Origin of the sequence: Aeromonas sp. SrichE-2G (assembly GCF_017939565.1) — a bacterium.
GTDB lineage: Bacteria > Pseudomonadota > Gammaproteobacteria > Enterobacterales > Aeromonadaceae > Aeromonas > Aeromonas taiwanensis.
On record NZ_JAGKRG010000005.1, the window covers coordinates 97,520 to 109,353 of the forward strand.

Here is an 11,834-nt window from a genome sequence, read left to right on the forward strand (position 1 = left end):
AGTTATGCAAGACCTGCATCTAGAGATAAAACAACTCATCATCGACAGCCTCAACCTCGAAGGGCTCACCCCTGACGACATCGACAGCCAGGCCCCCTTGTTCGGTGACGGCCTGGGGCTGGACTCCATCGATGCGCTGGAGCTGGGCCTTGCCATCAAGGGACGCTACGGCATCGTCCTCTCCGCCGACGATGAGAATACCCGTCGCCACTTTGCCTGTGTCGCGGCCCTGGTGGCCCTGGTGCAGGCGCAGTCTAAAGCGGAGGCCTGAGCCATGACCCGTGACGATATCTTTGCCCAGATCCAGGCCGCCCTCGTCGAGCTGTTCGAAGTCGACGAAGAGGCCGTGACCCCCGAGGCCCGTCTCTACCAGGATCTCGAACTCGACAGCATCGACGCCATCGATCTGGTGGTGCACCTGCAGAAGCTGACCGGCAAGAAGATCAAGCCGGAGGAGTTCAAGTCGGTACGCAGCGTCAACGACGTGGTGGATGCGGTCGAGCGTCTGCTGGCAGACTCCTGATGCCGGTTCGCGCCAAATCATGACGCGTTGGCTCTCCTGGCTGGCCGGTGGTGTCCTGCTGCTCTACCCGCTGGCGGTTTACTGGGGGCTGACCCGTGCCGGTCAGACCCCGCTGCTGCTCGCCCTGCTGCTCCTCTTCTCGCTGCGACTCTTGCCCGGCCTGCTCAAGGGGCGGGTCCGTCTCGGCCCACTGCCGGAGTGGCTCTGGCTGGGCCGCCTGCTGGCCTGCATCGGGCTCGGGCTGACCCTGCTCTCTGCCCTGTTCAGTGCCCGGCACTGGCTGCTTTACTACCCCCTGGCGGTGAGTCTCTCCCTGCTCTGTCTGTTCGGCTGGAGCCTGACCCACCCCATGAGCCTGGTGGAGCGGCTGGCCCGCTTGCAGGATCCCGATTTGCCGGCGGCGGCCATCGGCTACACCCGGCGGGTGACCCAGGTCTGGTGCGGCTTCTTCGTGTTCAACGGCGCCCTCGCGGCCGCCACCATCTGGCACGGGGATCTGGCGCTCTGGAGCCTCTACAACGGCCTCGTCAGCTATGTCCTGATGGGCTGCCTGATGGGGGGGGAGTACCTGGTGCGCAGGCGCGTGATGAAGAGGCTGACCCCATGAGCCTGCTGCAGACCCTCTGGCTGCGCGATGGTGCCCAGCCGGTGGCCTTCGGCCCGCAGGGGGAGGTGACCCTGGCCGAGCTGCGCCGCGCCAGCCTGCAACTGGCCAGAGCCATGGCCCGTCACGAGAGCGCCGGCCAGCCTGGCGCGCGCTGGGCCCTCTGCTTCGACGACAGCCTGCTGTTCACGCAAGCGTTGCTCGCCTGCGCCCTCGGCGGCTATCAGGCTATTCTGCCAGGTCATCAGCGACTGGCCGGCCTGCAGGAACTGCAGAGCCAGTTTGACGGCCTGCTCACCGACTCCGAGCTGCCCGGTGCAGCACTTGTCGTGCCTCAGCTCAGGCTGCCCCTGGCCGATGCCCACGAGGGGCTGGATGCCGCACACGGTGATCTTGCGCCCGCGCGCCTGGATATCACCCTGTTCAGCTCCGGCTCCACCGGCGAGCCCAAGGCGATCCCCAAGGCCTGGCCCCAGCTGGAGGCCGAGCTGCGGGTACAGATGGCGCTCTGGGGCGAGCGGATGGCGGGCACCCGGGTGCTGGCCAGCGTCAGCCACCAGCATATCTACGGGCTGCTGTTTCGCATCCTGCTGCCGCTGGCCCTCGGTCGCCCGTTCGATCGCCGCACCATCGACTACCCGGAGCAGCTGGCGACGCAAGGCGCCCCCTGGTGCCTGATCGCCTCCCCAGCGTTCCTGAGCCGGCTCGATCCGGCCATGCCCGCCACCGGCTGCCGGCTGATCGTCTCCTCCGGCGGCCCCCTGCAGCTGGAGGATGCCCGGCAAGCCCGGTTGCTGCTCGGTCAGCTGCCGGTGGAGATCTTCGGCAGCAGCGAGACCGGCGGCATCGGCTGGCGTCAGCGCCATCGGGAGCAGACCCCCTGGACGGCGCTGCCCGGGGTCGAGGTGCGGGTCAGCCCGGATCAGGGCCTGTTGCTGCGCTCCCCCTTCCTGGAAGAGAACGACTGGCTGGCCTGCGCCGATCGCATCGCCCTGCACGAGGAGGGTTTCGAGCTGCTGGGGCGTCAGGACAGGATCGTCAAGCTGGAGGAGAAGCGCATCTCCCTCGACGAGGTGGAGGCGCGCCTGCAGGCCCTGGCGGAGGTGGAATCGGCCGCCGTGCTGGCGCTGCAACAGGGCCATCGCCAGATCCTCGGCGCCGTGCTGGTGCTAAGCGAATTGGGCGCCGCCCGCTGGGACGAGCTCGGTCAGGGTCGCTTCCTCCTGGCCCTGCGCCAGCAGCTGCGTCCCTGGCTCGAACCGGTCGCCCTGCCGCGCAGCGTGCGCCGGGTTGAGCAGATGCCCGTCAACGCCCAGGGCAAACGCCCCTGGCCACTACTCAAGGAGCTGTTCGATGAGCCTGCCCGCTGACACGCTGCCAACCGAGCTGGGTTGCGAGGTGCTGGCCGATGGCGTGCGCCTGCGGCTGCGACTCGATCCCGCACTGCCCTGGTTTGCGGGCCACTTTCCCGGGGCGCCCCTGCTGCCCGGGGTGACCCAGGTCCACTGGGTGATGCACTACGCCGCCAGCCGGCTCAAGCTGACACTGCCGTTTCACGGGGTGGATCAGCTCAAGTTCCAGCGCCCGTTGCGCCCAGGGGCCGAGTGCAGCCTGAGCCTGCAGTGGCAGGCGGACAAGGGCCAGCTCCTCTTCAGCTACCAGCTCGGGGACGAGCCGGCGAGCAGCGGGCGGGTGCGCCTGATCCCATGAACCCCTGCATTCTGATTCCCTGTTACAACCATGCCGAGCCGCTGGCCCCCGTGCTGGCGCGGCTGGCCGAATTCGGGCTGCCCTGCCTGCTGGTCGACGATGGCAGCGAGCCCGTCGCCGCCGCAGCGCTCGATGCGCTGGCCGCCCAGCACCCCTGGGTCACCCTGCTGCGCCACCCCCACAACCAGGGCAAGGGGGGCGCCGTGATGACGGGGCTGCGCCGCGCCCATGAGCTCGGCTTCAGTCACGCCCTGCAGGTGGATGCCGACGGCCAGCACGATCTCGCCGACCTGCCGGCCCTGCTGGCGGAGGCGCGCCAGCACCCGGCGGCGCTCGTCTCCGGCCGCCCGCTCTACGACGACTCCGTGCCCAAGGGGCGCCTCTACGGCCGCTATATCACCCATGTCTGGGTCTGGATAGAGACGCTGTCGTTCGTCATCAAGGACAGCATGTGCGGCTTTCGGGTCTATCCGCTGGCGCCCACCTGCGCCCTGCTGGAGCGGGTGGCCCTCGGCCGGCGGATGGATTTTGACACCGAGGTGATGGTGCGCCTCCATTGGGACGGGGTGCCGATGCGCTTCGTGCCGACCCGGGTGATCTACCCCGTCGACGGCCGCTCCCACTTCCGGCTTTTTCGCGACAACCTCGACATCTCCTGGATGCACACCCGGCTGGTGTGCCGCCTGCTGTGGGATCTGCTGCTGTGCCTCTGCCGTTGGCCCGCCCGTCTGGGCGCCCGCGTCACCCGGCTGTGGCGCGAGCGACGCTCTCACTGGTCGCGCACCCCGGAGCGGGGCTCGCTGCTCGGCATGCAGATCATGCTGGCCAGCTATCGTTTGCTGGGGCGGCGCGGATTTTCCCTGCTGCTCTATCCGGTCATCGGCTACTTCTGGCTGACCGGTCGTGCCCAGCGGGAGGCCTCCCAGGCCTATCTGGCGCGACTCGAGGCCTTCGCCGGCGAGCGCGGCGTGGCGCTGCCCGCCGAGCCGAGATCGAGCTTTCGCCACTTCTTGCGCTTCGGCGAGGCGGCCCTCGACAAGCTGGCGGGCTGGCGCGGCGACATCACAGAGCAGCAGGTTGAACTGGTGGGGGCTGAGCACTACCAGACCGCCATCACCAGCGGCAAGGGGGTCCTGCTGCTGGGCTCTCACCTTGGCGATCTCGAGCTGTGTCGGGCCCTCGGCAGTCGCAAGCAGGGGCTGCGCATCAATGCGCTGGTGTTCACCCGCCATGCGGCCCGCTTCAACGCCCTGCTCAAGCAGATCAACCCGGATTCGCACCTCAACCTCATCCAGGTGCAGGAGCTGGGGGCCGATACCGCCATCCTGCTCAAGGAGAAGCTGGAGCTGGGAGAGTGGGTGGTGATCGTCGGCGATCGCACCTCGGTGACCCGGGAGAAGCGGGTGATCTGGGCCGATTTCCTCGGCGCGCCTGCGCCGTTTCCCCTCGGCCCCTTCGTGCTCAGCAGCGTGCTGGGCTGCCCCGTCTACCTGATGTTCGGCCTCAAGGAGCAAGGGCGCTTTCGGGTGCATTTCGAGCCCTTTGCCGATGGCCAGCCCCTGCCGCGGCAGGGGCGCCAACAGATTCTCGCGTCCCGGGTACAGGCCTATGCCGATCGCCTGCAGCACCACTGCCTGCGCGCCCCGCTGGACTGGTTCAACTTTTTTGATTTCTGGCAGCTGACCGATGAACAAGAGTGAGATGAGCAGGGTTGTCTTCGGCGCGAAGCCGCTGACCATCGAAGACGTGGTGGCGCTGGCGGAACTCCGTGCCACCCCCGCATTGAACCCGGATCCCGCCTTCATGGCCCGCATCCAGCGGGGCGCCGACTTCCTCGACCGGCTGCTGGCCGAAGAGGGGGTCATCTACGGGGTGACCACTGGCTACGGCGATTCGGTGACCCGGCCGGTGCCAACCGAGCTGGTGCCCGAGCTGCCGCTGCACCTGACCCGTTTTCACGGCTGCGGGCTGGGGGCGGATCTCGAGCTCGATGCCGCCCGCGCCGTACTGGCGACCCGGCTCTGCTCCCTGACGCAGGGGGTCTCCGGGGTCAGCCCGGCCCTGCTCGAGCGCCTCTGCTGGCTGCTGGAGCAGGATCTGGTGCCGCGCATTCCGGAAGAGGGATCGGTGGGCGCCAGCGGCGATCTCACCCCGCTCTCCTACGTCGCCGCTGTGCTGGTGGGGGAGCGCGAGCTTCATCATGATGGTGTGCTGCGCCCCGCCGCCGAGGTCTATCGGGAGCTGGGGGTGACCCCCCTGACCCTGCGGCCGAAAGAGGGGCTGGCGCTGATGAACGGCACCTCGGTGATGACGGCGCTGGCCTGCCTCGCCTACGCCCGCACCGAGTACCTGATGCAACTGGCGACCCGGATCACCGCCCTGGTGAGCGTCGCCATGGGGGGCAACGCCTTCCACTTCGACGAGCGGCTGTTTGCCGCCAAGCCGCACCCCGGCATGCAGGGGGTCGCGGCCTGGTTGAGAGAGGATCTGGTGGCCGGTGAGCTGCCGCGCCACAGCGACCGGCTGCAGGACAGATACTCGTTGCGCTGCGCCCCCCATGTCATCGGGGTGGTGGCCGACAGCCTGCCCTGGTGGCGCCAGCTCATCGAAAACGAGCTCAACAGCGCCAACGACAACCCGCTGATCGACGGCGAAGAGGAGCACGTGATGCACGGCGGCCACTTCTACGGCGGTCACATCGCCATGGCCATGGACAGCATGAAGGCGGCCGTCGCCAACCTGGCCGACCTGCTGGATCGCCAGCTGGCCCAGCTGGTGGACAGCAAGTTCAACGGCGGCCTGCCGAGCAACCTCTCCGGCGCGCCACAGGGGCGGCAGATGATTAACCACGGCTTCAAGGCGGTGCAGATCGGCGTCTCGGCCTGGACCGCGGAGGCGCTCAAGCAGACCATGCCCGCCAGCGTCTTCTCCCGCTCCACCGAGTGCCACAATCAGGACAAGGTGAGCATGGGCACCATAGCGGCGCGGGATGCCCTGCGGGTGCTGACCCTGAGCGAGCAGGTGGGAGCCGCCTGCCTGCTGGCGGCGGTGCAGGGGGTGGAGCTGCGCCTGAATGCCCGGCAACACGGCCTGGAGACCCTGAGCCAGCCCCTGCGCGAGACGGTGCTCGCGGTGAGGGCGGATCACCCGCCACTGGTGGAGGACAGACCCCTGGAGCAAGAGCTCAGGGCCCTGATCGCCCGGTTGCAGGGGCGCCACTATCAGTTTTACGGAGAGTCGAAACATGTCAGCTGAACCCTGGATGATCAGCCACAGCATCGAGGTGGAGATCCCGTTCCACGACGTGGACATGATGGCTGTGGATGTCTGGCATGGCCTGATGGAGAAGTCTCATGCAGCATGAACCCTGGATGATCAGCCACAGCATCGAGGTGGAGATCCCCTTCCACGACGTGGACATGATGGCGGTCGCCTGGCATGGCCACTACGTCCGTTACATCGAGCTGGCCCGCTGCGCCCTGCTCGAGCAGATCGATTACAACTATCCGCAGATGGATGCGTCCGGCTACCTCTGGCCCATCATCGATCTGCGGCTCAAGTACATGGCGCCCCTGCGCTTTGGCCAGAAGGTGCGGGTCGAGGCGAGACTGTGCGAATACCAGAACCGGCTGAAGATCGAGTACGAGCTGTTCGATGCGAAGAGCGGCGTGCGCACCAGCAAGGGGTACAGCATCCAGGTGGCGGTGAACAAGGCGAGCGGCGAGATGTGTCTGGCCTCTCCCAGGGTGCTGCTGGACAAGCTGGGGGTGAGCGAATGACCCCCGTGATGACGCGGCTGGTGGCCGGCCTGTTCCTGCTGCTGGCGTGGCCGCTGCAGGCGGCGCCCCTGAGCCGGGCCGAAGTGCAGCAGCTGCTCGCCCTGAGCCAGGCCAAGGAGGCCCGCTTCGAGCAGGAGAAACAGGTGGCGGGGCTGAGCCAGCCCCTCAAAGCCTCCGGCGAGCTGCTGCTGGTGCGTGATCTTGGCCTCTGGTGGCAGCAGCAGAAGCCCTTCCCCCTGACCCTCACCCTGACGCCGACGCGCATGGTGCAGCAGATGGCGGGCCAGCCCGCCACCGTCATCGACAACCCCCAGCTGCTGGAGTTCAGCCAGATGCTGCTGGCGCTGTTCGGCTCGGACGAGGCGACCCTGGGCCGCTACTTCACCATCGATTTTCACAGCTCGGAGACGGGCTGGCAGCTGGTGCTGGTGCCAAGCCGGGCCCCGCTCGACAAGGTGTTCGCCAGCCTCACCCTGAGCGGCCAGGGGCAGCTGGATCAGCTGCTCATAGCCGATCGGCAGGGTGACAGCACCCGCATCCGCTTCAGCGCCTGGCGCGAGCGCCCCCTGCCATTGACCCCTGAGGAGCAGGCCCGCTTTGCTGTCCACTAGTGCCCGCGCGTACTCTGGTGCCCCCTCCAGGAGGAGAGCCCGCCTTGCTGCACGCTGAAACCACCTGGCGCTGGCTCGGCACTGTCTGGATCGGGCTCTGCCTGCTGCTGGCGGCGGTGCTCGCCTGGCAGCTGCCCCACAGCCGCATCAACACCAGCCTGATGGATCTGCTGCCCCACGAGTCCCGCAGCGATCTGGACCCGGCACTGCAGCAGGGTCTGCTGCAGCAGCTCGACCGCCAGCTGGTCTGGATGCTGAGCCTGCCCGCCGGCCAGGACGGGCGCGCCGCCGCTACCTTCTGGGCGAAGCAGCTCGGCACGCTGCCTGCCCTGTCCCGCATCAAGGGGGAGCAGCCCGAGCTGGCCCCCGCCTGGCAGCGCTATCTGCACGCCCTGGCCTGGCAGCGGCTGGATCCGGCGAGCCGGGCGCGCCTCGCCGATGGCGCCGAGGGGTGGAGCCAGTGGGTGCTCGGCCAGATTTACTCCCCCTTCGGCGGCGTCTCCCGCGCCGAGTGGCAGAGCGATCCTCTGCTCCTGACCCGGGCCGGGGTGCTGGCCGAGGCCGGCGGCGCCATGCAGCTCAAGGAGGGCTGGCTGGTGAGCCGGGACAAGGGGGGGCGCGACTGGTATATGATCCGGGCCGAGCTGGATCTCTCCGCCTTCGACATCCAGCGCAACCAGGCGCTGCTGAGCGCGCTGGCCGGGGCTGAACAACGGCTCGCCGAGGCCTATCCCGGCACCGAGTTGCTGCGCCGGGGCACCCTCTTCTACAGCCAGCACGCCAGCAACCTGGCCCAGCAGGACATCTCCACCATAGGGCTGGGCTCCATGGTCGGGGTCATCCTGCTCATCTGGGGCGTGTTCCGCTCCACCCGGGCGCTGCTGCTCTCCCTGCTGCCCATCGGCGTGGGGCTGATGTGGGGGCTCGGCACCGTGCTGCTCCTGTTTGGCGAGATCCACGTCTTCACCCTGGTCATCAGCAGCAGCCTCATCGGCATCGCCATTGACTACGCCATCCACTTCTTGTGCGAGCGGCGGCTGCACGGCGACGACGAGACGCCCCACCAGACCCGGCTCAAGTTGCTGCCGAGCCTGTCGCTCGCGGTGCTGACCACCCTGATAGGGTATGGCCTGCTCTGGTTCGCCCCCTTCCCGGGGTTGCAGCAGCTGGCGGTGTGCGCCCTGGCGGGGTTGTTCAGCGCCTTCGTCACCGTGCTCTGCCTGTTCCCGCGCTGGGTCGGCCCGCTGCCGACAAGGCCGCTTTGGGGCCAGCGCTGGCTGCAGGGCTGGCTGCTGGCCTGGCAGCAACGCCCGCTGGTGCGTATCGTTCTGCCGCTCTGCTGTCTGGTGCTGGCGGTCCTCGGCGTCAGCCGGCTGCAGGTGGATGACGACATCCGCCGGTTGCAACCTCTGCCAGCGGAGCTGCAGGGGCAGGAGCGCAGGATCCAGGCGCTCACCGGCCAGCAGGGGGGCATACAGGGCCTCCTGGTGACGGGAGCGGACGGCGAGCAGGCACTGCAACGGCTGGAGCGGCTCCACGGCCCGCTGGCCGCGTTGAAGGCACGCGGTGCGCTGCAGGAATTCGTCTCCCTCGACCGCTGGTTGCCCTCCCTGGCGCGCCAGCAGGAGGACGCCGCCGCCATCCGCACCCTGCTGCCCGAGGTGGTGAGCCGGCTCAAGGCGGCCGGCCTGCCTGTGCAGGCGCCCGTTCGGGAACCCGAATGGTTGACCCCGGCGGCTTGGCTGGCCAGCCCGGTCAGCGAGGGGAGCCGCCTGCTGTGGCACGCGGCGAGCGACGGCCGCGTCGCCATCTGGGTGCCGCTGGTGGGGGTGACAGACGAAGGGGCCCTGACGGCGCTGGCGGCGGCCGAGCCCGGGGTCTACTGGCAGGATCAGCGCAGCGAGTGGAGCCAGCTGTTTGCCCACTACCGCGTCAAGCTGGCGGAGCTGCTGGCGGTGGCCATCGCGCTGGTGGCCCTGCTGCTGTGGCGACGGATGGGGGCGGCCCGGGCGGCCCGGGTGCTGCTGGTCAACCTGATTGCGCTGGCCATGGGGCTGGCGCTGCTCGCCGCCTGTGGTCAGCCGCTCACCCTGTTCGGGGTGCTGGCGCTCAGCCTCATCTTCGGCATCGGCATCGACTACGGCCTCTTCTTTGCCCATAGCGGCAGCGGGGTGGCGCGCCAGAGTTCCACCCTGCTCGCCATCCTGCTGGCCAACCTCACCACCCAGCTGGCCTTCGGTCTGCTGGCGCTGAGTCACACCCCCGCCATCGCAGGCTTTGGCCTGGTGCTGAGCGGCGGTATCTTTACTGCATTCCTGCTCTCTCCCCTGGTGCTGGATCGGGTGGGGCAGGATGGCGCCATCCAGGCGCCGCCATCCCTTGGGCAGGAGAATCGGGAGCCAACGCCACAATGAGAACCCTGTTCGTCCTCTTCACCCTGTTGCTGGGGGGCTGCAGCAGCCAGCCGACCCCCACCGCCTATCTCGACAAGGGGACAGCCATGACGCTGCCGGCCCCCGTGCTGGCCACCCCCTTCTATCGCCAGCAGCTGCTGACCGCCAGCGTGGGGGGGCGTTCTCACCAGCTGATGACGGTGCTGGAGGCGGACGGTCGCCAGCTGACCCTGGTGGGCCTCACGCCGAGCGGGGTGCGGCTGTTCCGGGTGCGCTATGACCAGCAGGGCATTGCGACCGAGCAGCTCAGCCCGCTGCTCACCGGCGGTATGCCGCCGGTGAGCCAGGTGCTGGCGGACGTGATGCTCTGCTACTGGCCGCTGGCAAGCTGGCAGCCGCAGCTGCCGCCGGGCTGGACGCTGCAAGACGATGGGCTGACGCGCCGGCTGCACGCCCCCGATGGTGCCCTGGTCACCGAGATCCGCTATAGCGACGCCGACGGCGTGCGCGAGCCGGTCAGCCTGCAACAGCACGTGTTCAACTACCGTCTGCAACTGGAGACCCTGAGCCAATGAGCTGTTATATCGCCGCCTATGGTCTCGTCTCGGCGCTGGGGGCGGGGCGCGATGCCAGCGCCGAGGCGCTGAAGGCCTGGCACGACGCGGGTGTCAGCCCGCTGGATCGCCACCGGACACCGCTGCTGGATGGCCGCCTGACCCCGGTGGGCCAGGTGGAGGACGAGCTGCCGGCCATCCCGGCGGCGCTGGCCCCCTACGCCTCGCGCAACAACCAATTGCTGCTGGCTGCGCTAGCCCAGATCCGGCCAGCCCTGGACCAGGCGCTGGCCACCTTCGGCAGGGATAGGGTCGGCCTGGTGCTCGGCACCAGCACCGCCGGGATCGGCGAGGCCGAGCTGGCGGTGGCCGCCGCCCGGCATGGGGAGGCCGTGCCCCCCGAGTTTGACTATCGCCAGCAGGAGCTGGGGTCCCCGTCGGAGTTCCTGTCCCGCCACCTCGGCCTGACCGGGCCGGCCTGGACGATTTCCACCGCCTGCTCCTCCAGCGCGCGCGCCTTCATCAGCGGCCAGCGGCTGCTGGCGGCCGGGCTGGTGGACGCCGTACTGGTGGGCGGTGCCGACAGCCTGTGCGGGCTCACCCTCAACGGCTTTGACAGCCTGGAGTCCCTTAGCTGTGCGCGCTGCCAGCCGTTCGATCTGGCCCGCCAGGGGATCAACATCGGCGAGGGGGCAGCGATCTTCCTGCTGAGCCGGGAGCCTGCACCGCTGGCGCTGCTGGGGGCGGGGGAGTCCTCCGATGCCTGGCACATCTCGGCGCCCCATCCAGAGGGCATCGGGGCCGAGGCGGCGATGCGCATGGCGCTGGCCCAGGGGGGGATAGCGCCAGAGGAGGTGGGTTACCTTAATCTCCACGGCACCGCCACCCGGCTCAACGACGCCATGGAGAGCCAGGCGGTGCACCGCCTGTTTGGCAACCGCGTGCCCTGCAGCTCCACCAAGGCGCTCACCGGCCACACCCTGGGTGCGGCGGGAGCCATCGAGGCCGCGCTCGCCTGCCTGTTGCTGGAGCGCGCACTGCCACTGCCGCCCCAGCGGGTGGCCACGGCGGATCCGGCGCTGGCCCCCATCTGGCTGGTGAGCGACGAGGTGCCACTGGCGGCGCCCCGGGTGCTCTCCAACTCCTTTGCCTTCGGTGGCAACAATGTCAGCCTGCTGTTTGGGAGCGTTCACCATGAATGAGCCAGGTTCACTGCCTGCCATCGAGACCCTGCTGCCCCACCAGGCCCCCATGCTGCTGCTGGACCGGCTCTGCGCGGTGGATGCCCTGCGGGTGCGCTGCGAGACCCGCATCGGTGCCCGCCACGCCCTGCTGCTGGATGGGGAAGGCAGGCTGCCGGCCTGGGTCGGCATCGAGCTGATGGCCCAGACCATCGCCGCCTGGGCCGGCATACAGGGGCGGCTGCGCGGCGAGCCGGTGCGCATCGGCATGCTGCTCGGCACCCGCAAGTACCGCTGCCAGCCGGAGGGCTTCGCGCCGGGCACCCTGCTCACCATAGAGGCGTGCTGCCTGTTGCAAGACGGCGGCATGGCCAGTTTTGATTGCCGGATCCTGCTGGACGGGGAGGAGTGCGCCCAGGCGCGGCTCTCCACCTACCAGCCGGGCCCCGGCGAATTGTCCGATTTGTTAGCCTGAGGAA

13 protein-coding genes are annotated in these 11,834 nt (G+C 68.8%); all 13 read left to right on the forward strand.

Annotated features, from left to right (window positions below; all coding sequences use genetic code 11):
* Positions 1–4 precede the first annotated feature (4 nt).
* Positions 5–271, forward strand: coding sequence for a phosphopantetheine-binding protein (locus J9885_RS09260; RefSeq protein ID WP_210549060.1), 267 nt, complete (start codon positions 5–7; stop codon positions 269–271).
* Positions 272–274: 3 nt separating this feature from the next.
* Positions 275–523: an acyl carrier protein gene (locus J9885_RS09265; RefSeq protein ID WP_210549061.1), complete on the forward strand. Its 249-nt coding sequence runs from the start codon at positions 275–277 to the stop codon at positions 521–523.
* Between the two features lie 19 nt (positions 524–542).
* Positions 543–1,130, forward strand: a complete 588-nt coding sequence (locus J9885_RS09270; RefSeq protein ID WP_210549062.1) for a hypothetical protein — start codon at positions 543–545, stop codon at positions 1,128–1,130.
* The gene (locus J9885_RS09275; RefSeq protein WP_210549063.1) at positions 1,127–2,497 is read left to right on the forward strand and encodes an AMP-binding protein; all 1,371 of its coding nucleotides are present in this window, start codon (positions 1,127–1,129) and stop codon (positions 2,495–2,497) included. Before J9885_RS09270 ends, J9885_RS09275 begins: the two co-directional genes overlap by 4 nt.
* The gene (locus J9885_RS09280; protein WP_043762345.1) at positions 2,481–2,837 is read left to right on the forward strand and encodes a hydroxymyristoyl-ACP dehydratase; all 357 of its coding nucleotides are present in this window, start codon (positions 2,481–2,483) and stop codon (positions 2,835–2,837) included. Before J9885_RS09275 ends, J9885_RS09280 begins: the two co-directional genes overlap by 17 nt.
* Positions 2,834–4,537 (forward strand): glycosyltransferase family 2 protein, encoded by a 1,704-nt coding sequence (locus J9885_RS09285; RefSeq protein ID WP_210549064.1) that lies wholly within the window; start codon positions 2,834–2,836, stop codon positions 4,535–4,537. Before J9885_RS09280 ends, J9885_RS09285 begins: the two co-directional genes overlap by 4 nt.
* The gene (locus tag J9885_RS09290) at positions 4,524–6,092 is read left to right on the forward strand and encodes an aromatic amino acid ammonia-lyase (RefSeq protein ID WP_210549065.1); all 1,569 of its coding nucleotides are present in this window, start codon (positions 4,524–4,526) and stop codon (positions 6,090–6,092) included. Before J9885_RS09285 ends, J9885_RS09290 begins: the two co-directional genes overlap by 14 nt.
* Before the next feature lie 98 nt (positions 6,093–6,190).
* Positions 6,191–6,616, forward strand: a complete 426-nt coding sequence (locus tag J9885_RS09300) for a thioesterase family protein (RefSeq protein ID WP_210549066.1) — start codon at positions 6,191–6,193, stop codon at positions 6,614–6,616.
* Complete coding sequence (locus tag J9885_RS09305) at positions 6,613–7,227, forward strand: outer membrane lipoprotein carrier protein LolA (protein WP_210549069.1); 615 nt, start codon at positions 6,613–6,615, stop codon at positions 7,225–7,227. Before J9885_RS09300 ends, J9885_RS09305 begins: the two co-directional genes overlap by 4 nt.
* A gap of 44 nt (positions 7,228–7,271) precedes the next feature.
* On the forward strand, positions 7,272–9,641 hold the full coding sequence (locus J9885_RS09310) for an MMPL family transporter (protein WP_210549071.1): 2,370 nt from the start codon (positions 7,272–7,274) through the stop codon (positions 9,639–9,641).
* Positions 9,638–10,195, forward strand: a complete 558-nt coding sequence (locus J9885_RS09315; protein WP_210549073.1) for a DUF3261 domain-containing protein — start codon at positions 9,638–9,640, stop codon at positions 10,193–10,195. Before J9885_RS09310 ends, J9885_RS09315 begins: the two co-directional genes overlap by 4 nt.
* Positions 10,192–11,376, forward strand: a complete 1,185-nt coding sequence (locus J9885_RS09320; protein WP_210549076.1) for a beta-ketoacyl-[acyl-carrier-protein] synthase family protein — start codon at positions 10,192–10,194, stop codon at positions 11,374–11,376. Before J9885_RS09315 ends, J9885_RS09320 begins: the two co-directional genes overlap by 4 nt.
* Complete coding sequence (locus J9885_RS09325) at positions 11,369–11,830, forward strand: hotdog family protein (RefSeq protein ID WP_210549078.1); 462 nt, start codon at positions 11,369–11,371, stop codon at positions 11,828–11,830. Before J9885_RS09320 ends, J9885_RS09325 begins: the two co-directional genes overlap by 8 nt.
* Positions 11,831–11,834: the final 4 nt, after the last annotated feature.

Bases quoted from the DNA above. Each gene is read 5' to 3' on its own strand.
- J9885_RS09260 (WP_210549060.1), top strand. From the start codon at position 5: ATGCAAGACCTGCATCTAGAGATAAAACAACTCATCATCGACAGCCTC.
- J9885_RS09265 (WP_210549061.1), top strand. From the start codon at position 275: ATGACCCGTGACGATATCTTTGCCCAGATCCAGGCCGCCCTCGTCGAG.
- J9885_RS09270 (WP_210549062.1), top strand. From the start codon at position 543: ATGACGCGTTGGCTCTCCTGGCTGGCCGGTGGTGTCCTGCTGCTCTAC.
- J9885_RS09275 (WP_210549063.1), top strand. From the start codon at position 1,127: ATGAGCCTGCTGCAGACCCTCTGGCTGCGCGATGGTGCCCAGCCGGTG.
- J9885_RS09280 (WP_043762345.1), top strand. From the start codon at position 2,481: ATGAGCCTGCCCGCTGACACGCTGCCAACCGAGCTGGGTTGCGAGGTG.
- J9885_RS09285 (WP_210549064.1), top strand. From the start codon at position 2,834: ATGAACCCCTGCATTCTGATTCCCTGTTACAACCATGCCGAGCCGCTG.
- J9885_RS09290 (WP_210549065.1), top strand. From the start codon at position 4,524: ATGAACAAGAGTGAGATGAGCAGGGTTGTCTTCGGCGCGAAGCCGCTG.
- J9885_RS09300 (WP_210549066.1), top strand. From the start codon at position 6,191: ATGCAGCATGAACCCTGGATGATCAGCCACAGCATCGAGGTGGAGATC.
- J9885_RS09305 (WP_210549069.1), top strand. From the start codon at position 6,613: ATGACCCCCGTGATGACGCGGCTGGTGGCCGGCCTGTTCCTGCTGCTG.
- J9885_RS09315 (WP_210549073.1), top strand. From the start codon at position 9,638: ATGAGAACCCTGTTCGTCCTCTTCACCCTGTTGCTGGGGGGCTGCAGC.
- J9885_RS09320 (WP_210549076.1), top strand. From the start codon at position 10,192: ATGAGCTGTTATATCGCCGCCTATGGTCTCGTCTCGGCGCTGGGGGCG.
- J9885_RS09325 (WP_210549078.1), top strand. From the start codon at position 11,369: ATGAATGAGCCAGGTTCACTGCCTGCCATCGAGACCCTGCTGCCCCAC.